This is a genomic window from Billgrantia antri (assembly GCF_017868935.1).
GTDB classification, from domain to species: Bacteria; Pseudomonadota; Gammaproteobacteria; order Pseudomonadales; family Halomonadaceae; genus Halomonas; species Halomonas antri.
Window position 1 is genome coordinate 1,313,416 of sequence record NZ_CP053383.1, and the last position, 15,582, is coordinate 1,328,997.

A 15,582-nucleotide genomic window follows, 5' to 3' on the forward strand; every position below is an offset into this window, starting at 1 on the left:
GCCAAACCAGCCATCAACGGAGCAGGAGCCATAGATGCGGCTAATTACATGGATGGGGATCTGGGGAATACTGCTGCTTGGGGCTGGGCCGCTGGCCTGGGCCGAGCAGGAGGCGACAGGGCGGGGGGCCGATGCCGGTGGCATCACCGGTGAGCTGGTCCGGCAGGTCGCCGAGCAGGACCCGCGCATGCAGGCTTTTTATGCGCTACGTGACTATCGTCCTGCCTGGCAGGATGCCGACGCGGTGGCTGCGTTCACTTCGGCGCTACATACCCTCGAAAGTGATGGGCTTCATCCTCAGGATTATCGCCCGGATGAGTTGAGGAATCGGCATCGAGCGGTCTATGAGGACGGTGCCGATGTCGAGGCGCAGGCGCAATATGACCTGTTTGCCACGCGACAGCTGCTGATGGCGCTCGATCATCTGCAGCGCGGCAAGGTCGACCCCGAAGCGCTCGATACCGGCTGGGAAGTGCCAGTTTCGCCTCCCGATTTCTCCCTTGCGACTGTATCCGGTGCCGTGGACCAGCAGAGATTCGAGGCGCTGATCGGCGAAGTGCGGCCGGGTTTCGTTCCCTACCAGCGGCTGCGGTCGGGGCTGGCGCGCTATCGCAATATCGAGAAACTGGGCGGCTGGCCGCGCCTGCCGGAGCGGCAGCAGGCGTTGCGTCCGGGGGACGTCGACGAAGATGTCCCGCTGTTGCGCGAGCGCCTGGCGGTCATCAGTGAACTCGAAATACTGATCGCCGATAACGATGTCTTTCCTGGTGGCGAGCTCGTGGCGCCTGACCCGCGACGCTACGATGCCAGCCTCGAGGCCGCGGTAAAGCGCTTCCAGCGTCGGCACCTGCTGGAGGCGGACGGGATCGTCGGGCGCCAGACCCTGGCTGCACTCAACGTTCCGGTGGAGCGCCGTATCGACCAGATCCGCCTCAACATGGAACGCGCCCGCTGGCTGTTGCACGGCTTGCCGGAGTCCTTCGTGCTGGTCGATATTGCCGGCTACCGGCTCAGTTATTATCGCCCTGACGGCCAGATCTGGCGTTCGCGCATCGTGGTGGGGCGGCCCTATCGGCGTACGCCCTCGCTACGCTCGGAAATCACCCACTTGACGGTGAACCCCACCTGGACGATACCGCCCACCATCAAGCGCGAGGACGTATTACCCAAGGTGCGGCAGGATCTCGGCTATCTGTGGCGCGAGCGGATCCAGGTGCTGAGCCCGTCGGGCACGCCCCTCGACCCTTGGGAGATCGACTGGGACAATCCCGGCAACATCGTCCTGCGCCAGGCCCCGGGGCCGCAGAACGCCCTGGGACAACTCGTCATCCGCTTTCCCAACGACCATATGGTCTATCTCCACGATACCCCGGCCCAGGATCTCTTTTCTCGCGAACAGCGTGCCTTCAGCTCCGGCTGCATCCGTGTCGAGAACATTCGCGAGCTGGGCCAGCTGCTGCTAGACGATACCCACAGCGATCACGACGTGGAGGGGCGAATAGATAGCGGCGAGACGCAGAACGTACGCCTGGCCAATCGCATGCCGGTCATCATCCACTATTGGACGGTGAACCCCGGCGAGGATGGAGAACTCTCGTTCCGTCCCGACATCTACGAACGCGACGACGAGCTGCTGCGAGCGCTGGATCGCCCGCTGGTGCTGTGAGAGAACGAAAGGGGAAGGCCCCGGCCACTTCCTGTGGCCGGGGCCGAGGCTAAGCCAGGGGGGCCCCGCAGCGCGGACAGATCTCAGTGGAGCGTTCACCGGCCTCGACGACGGTGGCGGAAGCCTCAGCGGTTTCCGGCTTGCCGAGGGCGAAACGCTCCGGGTCGAGCGGCACCAGCTTGCCGCGCTCCCAGCGCAGGCCGATATCCTTGAGCATGCGTGGGTCGCAGTCGCGCAGCAGGGCATCGCGCTGACGATTGGCGTAGAAGCTGCGTACGGCGCGAAGCAGGCGACGGGTTGTGCGTAGTGCTGCCATGATCTCGGTCTCCTTGAGTCAGGGAGGCCGGGAACTTGAGCGCGACGGGCGAGAAATGGGAGTTCAGGCTTGGCCGCGACAAGTGCCGCGGCCAGCGTCCTTCAAGTGTCGTCGTTTCGACGGCCGGCACACGGCAGCAGCAAACGGGTACGCATCGCGCAATTGTTTACGCGATGTTGCCAGTTTGCCTTGTTGCCAATGGATAGCCAGCGCATGAGGAACGCGTCTCGATTGAGAGGGTTGAATTGTGCCGCATCGGCGATGCGACTCTTTTCTTATAGTCAAGCGCTCAACAAGCGTCAACCGATAAGTCGAGCAAGTAGATCAGGCTTTGTACGAAAAGTCGGCGAGCAATGGCCAGACAAGGCAAAAATCGGCAAAAAGACGGAGTTTACGTGGTGTAAATGAGTACTTTGAGCCGATTTTTAACGCAGTATGGGCGAGCGCAGACAGTTTTCGTAAAGCCTAGCGGTAGCCTTCGGCCTGCAGCCTAAACAGCCGAGCATAGCGGCCGTTCTGCGTCATCAGGCTGTCGTGGTCGCCGCGCTCGATGACCTCGCCGCCGTCGATCACCAGGATCTGGTCGGCGGCACGCACCGTGGAGAAGCGGTGCGAGATGAGAATGGTCATCTTGTCGCGACGATGCTCGCGGAAGTCGGCATAGACGGCGGCCTCGGCGGCGGCGTCCATGGCTGCGGTGGGTTCGTCGAGCACCAGAATGTCGGCGCTCTCGCGCATGTAGGCCCGCGCCAGGGCGATCTTCTGCCACTGGCCGCCGGAGAGCTCCTGCCCCCCCTTGAACCAGCGACCCAGCTGGGTGTGGTAGCCGCCGGGCATATCGCGGATGAATTCATCGGCCAGCCCGCGCTCGGCCGCTTCGTGCCAGCGTGCCTCGTCGGCGAAGGCCTCGACATCGCCGGCACCCAGGTTTTCCCCCACCTTGAGCTGGTAGCGCACGAAGTCCTGGAAGATCACGCCGATGCGTCGCCGCAGGGTGTGGACGTCCCACTCGCGCAGGTCGCTGCCGTCGAGCAGGATGCGGCCTTCACTGGGCTCGTAGAGGCGGGTGAGCAACTTGATCAGGGTGGTCTTGCCGGAACCGTTGGCACCCACCAGCGCCAGGCTGTGGCCCGGTGTGAGGTGCAGTGATACGTCGTGCAGCGCCGCTGTCTCGGCACCGGGATAGGTGAAGCCCACGCCTTCGAAGCGAATGCCCTCACCGGGCCTAACGCCGCGGGTGCGGGTACCGCCTTCGGCAGCCACCGGCTGCTCCAGGTACTCGTAGAGATTCGACAGGTAGAGGTTGTCCTCGTACATGCCGCTGATCGAGGTGAGGCTGGCCGACAGCGCCGCCTGGCCCTGCTTGAACACCATCAGGTACATGGTCATCTCGCCCAGGGTCAGCGTACCCGAGATCGTTTCCACCACCACCCAGGCATAGGCGCCATAGAACGCCAGCGTGCCCAGCAGGCCGAGCAGGAAGCCCCAGCTCTCGCGGCGAATCGTCAGGCGCCGGTCCTCGCCGTAAAGCATGTCGAAGATGCGCCGGTAGCGCTCGAGCAGCAACGGCTCCAGCCCGAACAGCTTGACCTCCTTGATGCTGTCCTCCCGGGCCAGCACGGTCTCCAGATACATCTGCATGCGGGTCTGGGGCGAGCGCCAGCGGAACAGGCGGAAGGCATCGCCGGAGAACTTGGCTTCCGAAACGAATACCGGCAGCGCGCCGAGCACCAGAATCCCGATCGCCCAGGGCGAGAACTGCACCAGCAGCACTCCGAAGCTGGCCAGTGAGATGCCGTTCTGCGCGAGCGAAAAGGTCTTGTTGACCAGCCCCAGCGGTCGGGTCGATGCCTCGCGCCGGGCGCGGGTGAGCTTGTCGTAGAACTCGCTGTCTTCGAACTGGGCAAGCGACAGCGTGCCGGCCTTCTCGAGGATCATCACGTTGACCTTCTGACCGAGCAGTGCGCGCAACAGCGACTGCTGGGCCGAGAGGCCGCGCTGAGCCAGGGCGATGACGGCGATCACTCCGGCTTCCGCCAGCACGTAGCGCATCACCGGCCAGGTCGACTCGAAGCTCGGCGAGGTGCCGGTATCGCGGTGGTGGGCCATGGCAGCGACCACCGAGTCGACGATCAGTTGGCCGACCCAGGCGGCCACCGCCGGCAACACGCCGGCGATCAGGGTGCAGGCCGCGAGCCCCAGGGTGAGCATGTGTGAGGTTTGCCATACCAGCGCCAAGGCACGGCGGCTGTAACGGAACACGCCGAAGAAGGCCGTCAGGCGTTGACCGCCGGGAGGCGGTGGGGCGGGCGAAGTGCGGCGCATGGGCGGTGTGGGGAGAGAGCTCCGGTTCAAGGAACGACGCCCTGCTCGGAAGCAGGGCGTCGCATGTCATGCTGGCGGCTGATCGAGATGCGATCAGTCGTCGTCGCTTTCGGCGTCGGCTGAGGTCTGAGCCACCACCGGGCCGGTCTGGCCGGAGCGCAGTGTGGCAAGCAGCGGCTCCGCTTCGCGCTGGAAGGCCACCAGACGCTCGCCCTCGAGGCTCTGGCTCTCTGGCAGCTCGACCTTCATGGCATCGACAGCGTTGTTGTTGACGATGACCTCGTAATGCAGGTGAGGCCCGGTGCTGCGGCCGGTGTTGCCGGACAGCGCGATGCGTTCCCCCATCGAGACGCGGTCGCCGCGATTCACCATTGCACGCGAGAGATGGAGGTAGCGCGTGCGGTAGCCGTTGTCGTGGCGAACCACGATGTAGCGACCCGCCATGGGGTGGTTGCCTACCTTCTCGACGCGACCGTCAGCCGGGGCGACGACCGGTGTGCCGATGGGCATGGCCCAGTCGGTGCCGCGATGCGGACTGACGCGCCCGGTGACCGGATGCAGGCGGCGCGGGTTGAAACTGGAGCTCAAGCGGTAGCTGCCCTCGAAGGGATAGCGGCTGAAGGCCGGGTCGAGGCTCTGCCCGTCGGGCGTATAGAAGTTGTTGTCTTCGCTGTTGCGTACCAGCGTGAGGTCCATGCGGGCGCCCTGGTACTCGATGGCGAGCACACGGGAGTCGAAGCTGGTGCCGTCAATGATGTCGGATTCGATCAGCACCTGGAACTCATCGCCACGGCGTGTGTCGCGGCGAAAATCGAGCTTCTTCTCCAGCAGGCGCGATATCTGGGCCACTTCGGTGCTGGATAGGCCGGTGGCCTGGGCGGAGCGGGCAAAGCTGCCGCTGACGCTGCCGGCGAACAGCCGCTGGGTGGCCTCGCCGGCACGCTCGATGGTGGCGACATCGAAACCGTCTCCGTCGCGCTCGAGCATGTAGCCTTCGCGAGCATTCTTCATGATTCGCAGGGCCAGCAGCCGATCCTGCTCGTCGAGCTGATACTCGAAGGTGTTGCCGACTCGCCAATGGGTCAGCAGACGCTGGTCCGGCATGTCCTCGAGCATGCGCATGGCTTCGCTGTAGCCAAGCCCGAGTTCGTTCTGGGCCAGAACGGCGAAGGTATCGCCCTGCTGTACGGTATAGGTGCGCCATTCCGGCACGTGGGGTTCGGCGGCGGCGATCTCATCATCGAAGTGGATCGGGCCATCATCGAACAGTGCCAGCTCCTCGTCCGGGTAGTCTTCGTAGGAGGTCGCGTCGGCGGCCAGCGCCTCGTCGTCGGTATGCGTGTCGTCGAGCATGCCACTGGCCAGGGTGCCGATCACCATGGCCATGTGCAGCGCACCGGAATCCAGTTCCGTTGCCAGTTCGATGCCGCTGTCATCGCCGGTCGTGGCGGGGCGGGCGGTAGCGGCATCGAACTCGGCAGCGACGGGGGGTGACTCTTGCCCCGCCTGGGCCACGGTGACCCCGGAGAGATCGACGATCTCGCTGGGCTGCAACTGGGAGAGGGGGATGTAGTCTCGGGTGGCGTCGATGGCCTGAGTGGCGATCTCTATGGCATCGGCGACGGAGTAGCGTTCGCTGTTGAGAGCGGGGAGGCCGGGATGAGCCTCGGGCGAGAGAGGGAAGAGAACGGTTTCGGGAACCTGCCCCTCTCGCTGGGTATTCTCGACGAGGGTAACGATTTTTTGAGCGCCCAGCACGGTCACCATGGTGGCGACGGGTAGCAGCAGTAACTTATGCGTGCGGGGCAGCGAATGGAGGATTCGCAACATGGGCATTGGCCATAAAAAAAGATGACAAGAATATAAAAAGCCTGGGGAACCTTAACCCATGATATATGGCCTGCCTAGACTGTACGTACGTACAGCAAGACGCGCCTGGAGCGGCTCATGTGAGGCCCCAGGCGGTCGGAACATTGCCGAACACTGTTCAGTAAAGTCATTGAACGCGAATAAACGATAGGAAACAACCCCTGTTCGGTAAATAGGCGCCAGGGTCAGCCCGTGAAGCTGCCGTTGCGATAGTCGCGCAGGGCTTGTTCGATCTCGTGCGTGTGGTTCATCACGAAAGGCCCGTAATGTGCGATCGGCTCGCGGTGAGGTGTACCGGCGAGCAGCAGGCACTGCGCACCTTCCCGGCTGGCGAGAGCCAGTGTGTCGCCACTTCCCAGCCGCGCCAGTTGGCCGGCCGCGACGCTCTCGCCGGCGATCTGCAGGTTGCCCTCGAAGACGTAAACCGCCAGCGTCTCGCTGCCTGCCTCGAGCATCAGCTCGCCGCCAGCCTCGATAAGCGCATGGGCAATGGCACCCTCTCCCGCCAAGTGTTCCAGCGGGCCGCAAATTCGCTCGCCCGCTACGGATGACCAGCTCCCGCCCAAGGCGATCAATACCGCCTGTTGCAACTCCAGGCGTGGCATTTCGTCGCTGCGCACGTCGCGATAGCGTGGCTCGCTCATCTTGTCTCGCGCCGGAAGGTTGAGCCACAGCTGAAAGCCGTGCAGGCCCTGGCTGTCGGTCAGCGGCATTTCGGAATGCACGATGCCACGGCCGGTGTGCATCCACTGGGCATCGCCGGCCTGGATGGTGCTGCTGTGGCCCAGGTGATCCTCATGGGTGATACCGCCATGGAGGATGTAGGTCAGCGTTTGCATACCGCGATGCGGATGCGGCGGAAAGCCGCCGATATAGTCGTCGGGTCGGTCGGAGCCGAGCTCGTCGAGCATCAAGAAGGGGTCGAGTTCGCCGTCGAAGCGGTGAATGCGCTGAATGTGTACGCCGTCGCCATCCTGGCTGGGGTGGCTCTGGATCAGGCCTTCGACGTGGCGAAAGTTGGGGCTGGCGACCATGGTCTGCGGTCTCCCTCAATGGTTCTGTCTAGGTGGATATGTGTGGCATTCTAGACCGGATTTTTCGAAAATTAAGCGCAACGTTTTGCAGCTTTCATTCGAGGAAGTCGAATATGTCTCGTGTCACCCTGGCCCAGTGGCAGATGCTTGCGGCAGTCGTCGACCATGGGGGGTTCGCGCGTGCCGCCGAGGCAGTCCACAAGAGCCCCTCCACCCTCAACCACGCCGTTCACAAGCTGGAGCAACAGCTTGGCGTGCAGGTGCTCGAACCGGTTGGGCGTCAGGTGCGCTTGACCGAAGCCGGGGAGATGCTGCTGCGCCGGGCTCGACAACTGATCGAAAGTGCCGAAGCGTTGGAGGATGTTGCCGGTCGCCTGTCCGAAGGGCTCGAGGCCGAGGTGGTGTTGTCAGTCGACCAGATCTTTCCCACCGGCGCCCTGGCGGTGGCGCTGAGTCGATTCTCCACCGCGTACCCCCATGTGCGTGTTCAACTTCACGAGACGGTGCTCAATGGCGGTATCGAGATGCTTTACGACGGCCGTGCCGACCTGGCCATTTCCGGTCTGGCGGCACAGGGCTTTCTCGGCGAGCCGCTGGTGACGATCCGCTTCATCGCGGTAGCGCATCGCGACCATGAGCTGCACGCGCTGGAGCGCGAACTCGACCTGCGCGACCTGCAGCGTCACCGCCAACTGGTGGTGCGCGACTCGGCGCTGCGCCAGTCGATGGATGCCGGGTGGCTGAAGGCAGAGCAGCGCTGGACGGTGAGCCATCTCGAGACCTCCATCGACATGATCCGTCGCGGGCTGGGGTTCGCCTGGCTGCCCGAGACGCGCATTCATGACGACCTGAATAGCGGTGTACTGCATCCGCTGCCTTTGTCTGCCGGTGGCATCCGCGAGGTACCCATGCAGATGATCTTCCGCGATCGTGACCGGGCGGGCCCCGCAACCCATGCCATGGCCCTGGCGCTCAAGGACGCCGTGGCGAGTGAATGTCCGAGCGATGCGTGATCTTTCGTTTTTTTCGATGTGAGGGGCGGAAAAACTGCGCTTGAGCATCAAGCAAATCGGTTTAACCTGCTACGGAAACACTGCACAAATGTCTGCGCGAGCGAATCGCTGCGTTGCGCGGTGCGCGGAATCCTCACCTATACCCCATAGGCTCCGGTTCCTGTGCTCCGTGCGCCTTGCGCTTCATCTCGCTCGTCGATTTGTTCAGAGCTTCCTTAGTCAGACATTTCTGAATCCGGAGGACATGATGGGTCTGCTGATCGACGGCAAGTGGCACGACCAGTGGTACGACACCAAGAAGCACGGCGGCGAGTTCGTGCGAGAGTCCGCCAAGCTGCGTGACTGGGTCACTCGTGACGGCAGCCCGGGGCCCGAAGGGCAGCGGGCGGTACCGGCGGAGGCGGGGCGCTTCCATCTGTATGTCTCGCTGGCCTGCCCCTGGGCCCACCGCACCCTGATCATGCGCAAGCTCAAGGGGCTGGAAGACCTGATCGGCGTTTCATGGGTCAGTCCACTGATGCTCGACCAGGGCTGGAGCTACCATGAGCACGAGGGGGCGTGCGGCGATCCGGTCAATGGCGTCGAGTACCATCGCGAACTCTACACCCTGACCGACCCGCACTATACCGGACGAGTCACGGTGCCGGTGCTGTGGGACAAGCGGAAGGGGCGGATCGTCAACAACGAGTCTGCCGAACTGGTACGCATCCTCAACGAGGCCTTCGACGAGGTGACTGGCAACCGGCTCGACTTCTATCCTGAGGATCTGCGCGAAACCATCGACACGGTCAACGATGACGTCTACGAGCATATCAATAACGGCGTCTATAAAGCGGGCTTCGCCACCGAGCAGGAGGTCTACGAGAAGCACGTGACGGCGCTGTTCGAAGCGCTCGACCGCGTCGAGGCGCGCCTGGCCGATAACCGCTACCTGGCCGGCGAGTGGTTCACCGAGGCCGACGTGCGCCTGTTCACCACCCTGGTGCGCTTCGATGCCGTCTATTACAGCCACTTCAAGTGCAACTTCAGGCGCATCGAGGACTACCCGAATTTGTCGCACTACCTGCGCGAGCTGTATCAGTGGCCGGGCGTGGCCGAGACGGTAAGCCTGGACCACATCAAGCGCCACTACTACTACAGCCATGACACCATCAATCCGACCCGCATCGTGCCCAAGGGGCCGCTGCTCGACTTCACGCGGCCGCACGACCGTGAGCGGCTGCCGGGGCAGGGGATTCGCCGGAAACGCTGACCGAGTTCGCCGCTCCTGATAGGAGCGGCGGAGCCGCACAGTGGAGCTCGCTCAGTAGGCGGCTTCGGGCTGATAGAACTCCTCGACGTTGTCGCCGGTGATCAGGTCGGCGGCGAGGATTACCCGCGACGGTACGCCGTGATACATGTCGCCCAGCCGCTCGCCCTTCACTCCGTGCACGGCCAGGGCGATGGCGGAGGCGATCATGTTGGGCGGGTAGGTCACCGTGCCGCTAACCACCGGATGGTCGTTGCGGATCATCTCGATGACCTGCTGCGAGCCGCCCCCGCCGACGATCAGCTTGACGTCGTCGCGCTCATTCTCTTCCACTGCATGCAGTGCCGAGACCAGCACGTCGTCGTCGCCGGCCCAGATCGCATCGACTTGCGGATTGCTGCCGAGCAGGTCCTCGGTCACGCTCAGGGCCTTCTGCGGATTCCAGTCGGTGGCCTGGGAATCGAGAATGTTGATGTCGGGATAGTCGGCCATCACCGCATTGAAGGCCTCGACGCGCTGAGAGTTGATCGGAATGGGCGGGCCTTCAAGCACCAGAATATTGCCTTCTCCGCCGAGTTCCTCGGCCATGTAGCGGGCCGCCACTTCACCCAGCCCCGGGTTGTCGCCGGCGAGGAAGACGTCCTGGCTCGGCTCTTCCAGCTCGCGATCGACCACCACCGTGTAGATGCCCGACTCGTAGGCTTCGGTGATCACTTGCTGCAACGTGGCGGGATTGTGGGGCAGGATCACCAGGGCATCGAGGTCGCGGATCATCAGATCCTCGACGTTCGAGACCTGGGCGGTTCCCGAACTGGCCGAGAGTACCGTGAAGCTGACGTCATCGTGCTTCTCGGCCAGTTCCTCGGTGGCATGCTGCGCCCACCACAGCAAGCCGGCGGTCCAGCCGTGGTCGGCGGAGGGTACGGTCACGCCGATGTGATACTCCTCCGCGCTGGCCGCCAGCGGGGTGGCCACCAGGGCGGCCGTCAGCGCGGTTTGCTTGAGAACGCGTGTTATCGTCATTGTTGTCACTCCCGTTGCATCGTGGTCGAACGAATGGGCTGGCATACCCAGCGATGACGGCACGGCGCTCTCATCCGCCGGCCATCGGCTCCAGTCAGCCGGTGCGTCGGTACTGCAGCAGCACCGCCAGCAGGATCACGGCTCCCTTGACCAGGCCCTGCAGGTAGGGCGAGACCCCGGTCAGGTTGAGCATGTTGTTGATGATGCCCAGTATCAGCGCACCGATTACCGTGCCCCACACCGAGCCGCGCCCGCCGGACAGGGCCGTGCCGCCTATCACCACCGCGGCGATGGCGTCGAGTTCGTAGAAATAGCCGGCGTCGCTGGGGCTGACCGAGTTGAGCCGCGAACTCAGCATGATGGCAGAGAGACCCACGCAGATCCCGGCGATCACGAAGGTGCTGAGCACCACCCGTTCGACGCGAATGCCGGCATAGCGGGCCACCTGCGGGTTGGCGCCCACGGCACACACATGACGCCCAAAGGGCGTGTGGAACAGCAGGACATGGGCGACGGCGGCGAGACCGAAGAAGGTCCATACCGGAATCGGCAGGCCGAGGACATAACCGCCGCCTATCTCGGAGAAGAGCGGGTTGGGGGTCGTCACTTCGCCGGCATCGGTGAGGTAGAGCGCCAGCGAGCGAAAAATCGACATGCTGGCCAGCGTCACCACGAAGGCGGCCATTCGCCCTCGGGTGACCAGCAGGCCGTTGAACAGGCCGAACAGCGAGCCGGCCACCAGCGCGGCCAGCATGCCGAGGAGCACGCCCTGGATGGGGTCGGCAATGGCATTGACGACATAGAGCAGCAGCACCCCCACCAGGGCCACCATGGAGCCCACCGAGAGGTCGATGCCGCCAGCGATGATCACGAAGGTCATGCCGATGGCGATGATCCCGGTATAGGAGACCTGGCGCAGCACGTTGGAAATGTTGCGCGCGTCGAAGAAGTACTCGCTGGCCAGCGACGAGAGTATGAAGAGGATGATCAGCGCCAGCAGCGGCGCCAGGATGGTGGCGTTGAGCGGCAGCCGACGCAGTCGCTGCAGGCCCAGCTGACCCATCGGCTTGGAGTTCGAAGCGTCGTTCATGTCAATGCACCTCGGCACCTGCCTGGCCGCGCTGGCGTGCACCGGCGGCATAGAGCATGATGTCCCGTTCGTTGATCTCTTCGTCGTCGAGTTCGGCAGCGATGCGCCCCTCGCGTATCACCAGCACCCTGTCGCACAGGCCGATGATCTCCTCCAGCTCCGAGGAGATGACCATCACCGCCTTGCCCTGATCGGCCAGCGAGCGGATCAGCCGATAGATCTGCTGCTTGGTGTTGATGTCGATGCCGCGGGTGGGCTCGTCGAGGATCAATACCTCGGGGTCGATGTCCAGCAGCTTGGCGAGGTACACCTTCTGCTGGTTGCCGCCGCTGAGTAGCTGCACCGGGTCGCTGAGCCGTGCCGCCTTGATCGCCAGGCGCTGCTGATACTCCTCGGCACGGCGGCGCTCCGCGCGGTGGCGTATCAGTCCGCGCACGTAGCGCGGCAGGCTCAGCGCGGTGATGTTCTCCATCACGTTGAATGGCAGCACCAGGCCCTTGCCCTGGCGGTCTTCCGACAGGTAGGCCAGGCCATTGGCATGCGCGGTACGCGGCGAGTCGATGGCCAGCGGCCTGCCGTCGACCTCTATCTTGCCCGTGCTCTTGCGCCGCAGACCCATGATCGTCTCGGCGATCTCGGTGCGCCCCGAACCGACCAGCCCGGCAAGCCCCAGCACCTCGCCGCGGTGCAGGGTAAAGTCGATGTCGTGAAGCAGGCCGGCGACGCCGAGATCGCGCACCCGCAGGGCTGCCTCGCCCGGTGTGCCGCGCTTGTCGGGAAAGAGCTGCGACAGTTCGCGTCCCACCATCTTGCACGCCATCTCCTCCTCGCTGAGCTCGCCGGCCGGGCACAGCTCGATCTGCTGTCCGTCGCGCAGGATCAGCAGCCGATCGCAGAGCTGCCTGACCTCCTTGAGCTTGTGCGAGATGAACAAGACCGCGACGCCCTTGGCGACCAGCGCGCGCACCACGTCGAACAGCACCGCGACCTCGCGGTCGGTCAGCACCGTGGTGGGCTCGTCGAGGATCACGATGCGCGCATCGTGGACCAGCACCCGGGCCACTTCGACCATCTGGCGCTCGGCCACGCTGAGCCGCTCGATAGGCAGGTCGGGGTCGAGCTCCACCGCCAGCGAATGCAGCACCTCGCGGGTGCGCTGACGCATTCGGGCGCGGTCGAGCAGGGCGCCTCGGCGCAGCTCCTGGCCGAGGAACACGTTCTCGTAGACCCGCAGGGTCGAGACCAGGTTGAACTCCTGGGGGATCATCGCCACGCCATGGCGGCGTGCCGTGATCGGGTCGAGGGCGCTGAAGGTCTGTCCATCGAGGATCACCCGGCCGGCGCTGGGCGTATACACGCCGCTGACGATCTTGAGCAGGGTCGACTTGCCTGCACCGTTCTCGCCGAGGATGCCCACTACTTCGCCCGGGGCGAGATCGAAGGCGATATTCTCGAGCACCGTGACCGGGCCGAAGGCCTTGCTGATGCCTTCCAGGCGCAGGACGGGATGGCTCATGGCTGGTTTCCCTCGTCCTGCAGCGGAGTCCAGGCGCCCGCGGCGCGACTCGAGGCGAGTGTGGCAGCGATGAAACGCATGCCGTCGACCCCATCGTCCACGCTTGGCAGCCACGTCATCTCGGTGCCTTCGAGGTCATCGGCGAGCGCCTGATAGAGGTTGGCAAACGCCTCGAGAAAGCCTTCTGGGTGGCCGCCGGGGATACGAATGCCGCGGGCGACGTCGGCGCCGAGGCGGTCGTCACGGCGCGTCAGGCGCTGGGCCGGGCCGTCGAGCGGGGCGAAGTGGAGTTCGTTGGGCGACTCCTGGGCCCAGCGCAGGCTGGCCTTCTCGCCCACCACGCGGATGCTGAGTCCATTCTCGAACCCGGGAGAGGTTTGGCTGGCCCACAGCATGCCCCGGGCACCGCCGGCGAAGCGCAGCAGGGCGTGCACGTTATCGTCGAGCTCGCGCCCCGCCACGGCGGTGAACAGCTCGGCGCTGACCTCGCTGACGCGCTGGCCGCTGATGAACTGGGCCAGGTGAAAGGCGTGTACGCCGATATCGCCCAGGCAACCCGCCGACCCGGCCCTGGCCGGGTCCAGGCGCCAGGCGGCCTGGCGGTTGTCCGCCCCGGGGGCTTCGCTGAGCCACTCCTGGACGTACTCCACGTGCACGCTGCGAAGGCGGCCCAGCTCGCCGCGCGCCACCAGCTCGCGGGCATATTGTACCAGCGGGTAGCCGACGTAGTTGTGCATCAGCACGAAGCGCCTGCCGCTGCGCTTCACCGCCTCGGCCAGTTGCTGTGCCTCGTCGACGCCGAGCGTCATCGGCTTCTCGCAGATCACATGCTTGCCCGCCTCCAGGCAGGCCAGCGCCATCGGGAAGTGCAGGTGGTTGGGCGTCACGATGGCGACGACTTCAGCGCCGTCCTCACGCTCGGCTTCGCCGGCGAGCAGGGCCTGATAGTCGGCATAGCAGCGAGCATCGTTCACCCCCAACTCGCGGGCCGTGGCGCGGTTGCGTTCGGGCTGCGACGAGAAACTGCCGGCGACCAGCTCGAAGCGATCGTCCATGCGCGCGGCGATGCGGTGCACGCCGCCGATCAGCGCGCCCTGGCCGCCGCCGACCATGGCCAGCCGCAGGCGCCGTGGCGTTTCCCGGGGTATGGAATTCATATCCGCTCTCCTCGAGGTCAGTCGAGCCCCAGCAGGGCACGATTGGCTTGACGATCGGTGCCGGCATCGGCGAAGTCGTCGAAGGCGCGATCGGTCACCCGGATGATGTGCTCGGCGACGAAGCGGGCGCCCTCGGCGGCACCCTGCTCGGGGTGCTTGAGGGCACACTCCCACTCGATCACCGCCCAGCCTGCGAAGTCGTACTGCGCCAGGCGCGAGAAGATGCCCTTGAAATCCACCTGGCCGTCGCCCAGCGAGCGGAAGCGCCCGGCGCGTTCGACCCAGGAGCTGTAGCCGCCGTAGACGCCCTGCTGGGCGGTGGGATTAAACTCGGCATCCTTGACGTGGAACATGCGGATGCGGCGGTGATAGCGGTCGAGGAACGCCAGGTAGTCGAGCTGCTGCAGCACCAGGTGCGACGGGTCGTAGAGGATGCAGCAGCGTGGATGCTCGTCGACTTCGGCGAGAAAGCGCTCGAAGGTGCTGCCGTCGTGCAGGTCTTCGCCTGGGTGGATCTCGAAGCACAGGTCGACGCCTTCGCTGTCGCAGACGTCGAGAATTGGCCGCCAGCGCCTGGCCAGTTCGGCAAATCCCTCTTCCACCAGACCGGCGGGACGCTGGGGGAAGGGATAGAGGAAGGGCCACAGCAGCGCGCCGGAGAAGGTGCCCAGCGCGCTCAGCCCCAGGTTGGCGCTGGCCCGGGCGGCGAGCTTGAGCTGCTCCACGGCCCAGGCCTGGCGAGCAACGGGATCGCCGTGCAGCTCGGCCGGCGCAAAGCCATCGAACAGGCTGTCGTAGACCGGATGCACTGCCACCAATTGCCCCTGCAGGTGGGCGGAGAGCTCGGTGATGGCCAGGCCGTACTCGGCCAGCACGGCCTGGATTTCTTGGCAGTATTCCGGGCTCTCGGCGGCGCGTTCCAGATCGAACAGGCGCTTGTCCCAGGTGGGGATCTGGACCCCCTCGAAACCGAACCTGGAGGCCCAGCGGGCAATGTCACGCAGGTTGTCGAAGGGCGGCTCGTCGCCGGCATACTGGGCCAGGAACAGCGCCGGCCCCTTGATGGTCTTCATCGAGCACCTCGTTTGTCGGTCTTGTCGGGCGCGGGCGGAAGCCCGCCTGAAGAGGCCTGAAAATGTAATGGATTACATTGCAGCAGCAAGGACACCAAGGGTCAAGGCGCGGCCAAGGGGCATCGAAGCGCTGGGCAGTGGCCGGGTAATGAGTGGGAATGCGCTGGCAGCGGGCTTCGTTGTCAGGTTTTGCTTGGCGAAAGCGAGACTTTTCTTAGACTAAAAGGTGATGGGCGAGCGGCTCCTGCTGG

Annotated in this window: 12 protein-coding genes; 3 read left to right on the forward strand and 9 right to left on the reverse strand. The window is 64.7% G+C overall.

Annotated elements, in window-relative coordinates; translation table 11 throughout:
• Positions 1-34: 34 nt before the first annotated feature.
• Positions 35-1,666, forward strand: coding sequence for a L,D-transpeptidase family protein (locus HNO53_RS06270; RefSeq protein WP_242597558.1), 1,632 nt, complete (start codon positions 35-37; stop codon positions 1,664-1,666).
• A gap of 49 nt (positions 1,667-1,715) precedes the next feature.
• On the opposite strand, the gene HNO53_RS06275 is transcribed toward HNO53_RS06270, so the two are convergent.
• From HNO53_RS06275 to HNO53_RS06290, 4 genes are all read right to left on the reverse strand, one after another.
• Positions 1,716-1,982, reverse strand: a complete 267-nt coding sequence (locus HNO53_RS06275; protein WP_209477064.1) for a hypothetical protein — start codon at positions 1,980-1,982, stop codon at positions 1,716-1,718.
• Positions 1,983-2,447: 465 nt separating this feature from the next.
• Positions 2,448-4,307, reverse strand: coding sequence for an ABC transporter ATP-binding protein (locus HNO53_RS06280; RefSeq protein ID WP_209478542.1), 1,860 nt, complete (start codon positions 4,305-4,307; stop codon positions 2,448-2,450).
• Between the two features lie 93 nt (positions 4,308-4,400).
• Positions 4,401-6,137 (reverse strand): peptidoglycan DD-metalloendopeptidase family protein, encoded by a 1,737-nt coding sequence (locus HNO53_RS06285; RefSeq protein ID WP_209477066.1) that lies wholly within the window; start codon positions 6,135-6,137, stop codon positions 4,401-4,403.
• A 224-nt stretch (positions 6,138-6,361) separates the two neighbouring features.
• A complete protein-coding gene (locus tag HNO53_RS06290; RefSeq protein WP_209477068.1) occupies positions 6,362-7,210 on the reverse strand; it encodes a pirin family protein in 849 nt (282 codons plus the stop codon).
• A 113-nt stretch (positions 7,211-7,323) separates the two neighbouring features.
• On the opposite strand from HNO53_RS06290, the gene HNO53_RS06295 reads away from it, so the two are divergent.
• Together HNO53_RS06295 and HNO53_RS06300 are read left to right on the forward strand one after the other, a co-directional pair.
• The gene (locus HNO53_RS06295) at positions 7,324-8,223 is read left to right on the forward strand and encodes a LysR family transcriptional regulator (protein WP_209477070.1); all 900 of its coding nucleotides are present in this window, start codon (positions 7,324-7,326) and stop codon (positions 8,221-8,223) included.
• A 247-nt stretch (positions 8,224-8,470) separates the two neighbouring features.
• Positions 8,471-9,475: a glutathione S-transferase family protein gene (locus HNO53_RS06300; protein ID WP_209477072.1), complete on the forward strand. Its 1,005-nt coding sequence runs from the start codon at positions 8,471-8,473 to the stop codon at positions 9,473-9,475.
• Between the two features lie 51 nt (positions 9,476-9,526).
• Here HNO53_RS06300 and HNO53_RS06305 read toward each other — a convergent pair whose 3' ends face one another.
• The 5 genes from HNO53_RS06305 to HNO53_RS06325 all read right to left on the reverse strand — a co-directional run bounded on the left by HNO53_RS06305 (position 9,527) and on the right by HNO53_RS06325 (position 15,331).
• Positions 9,527-10,495 (reverse strand): substrate-binding domain-containing protein, encoded by a 969-nt coding sequence (locus HNO53_RS06305; RefSeq protein ID WP_209477074.1) that lies wholly within the window; start codon positions 10,493-10,495, stop codon positions 9,527-9,529.
• A 94-nt stretch (positions 10,496-10,589) separates the two neighbouring features.
• Complete coding sequence (locus tag HNO53_RS06310) at positions 10,590-11,585, reverse strand: ABC transporter permease (protein WP_209477076.1); 996 nt, start codon at positions 11,583-11,585, stop codon at positions 10,590-10,592.
• A gap of 1 nt (position 11,586) precedes the next feature.
• A complete protein-coding gene (locus HNO53_RS06315; RefSeq protein ID WP_209477077.1) occupies positions 11,587-13,101 on the reverse strand; it encodes a sugar ABC transporter ATP-binding protein in 1,515 nt (504 codons plus the stop codon).
• On the reverse strand, positions 13,098-14,258 hold the full coding sequence (locus tag HNO53_RS06320; RefSeq protein ID WP_242597559.1) for a Gfo/Idh/MocA family protein: 1,161 nt from the start codon (positions 14,256-14,258) through the stop codon (positions 13,098-13,100). Before HNO53_RS06320 ends, HNO53_RS06315 begins: the two co-directional genes overlap by 4 nt.
• Positions 14,259-14,275: 17 nt before the next feature.
• Complete coding sequence (locus tag HNO53_RS06325; RefSeq protein ID WP_209477079.1) at positions 14,276-15,331, reverse strand: sugar phosphate isomerase/epimerase family protein; 1,056 nt, start codon at positions 15,329-15,331, stop codon at positions 14,276-14,278.
• Positions 15,332-15,582: the final 251 nt, after the last annotated feature.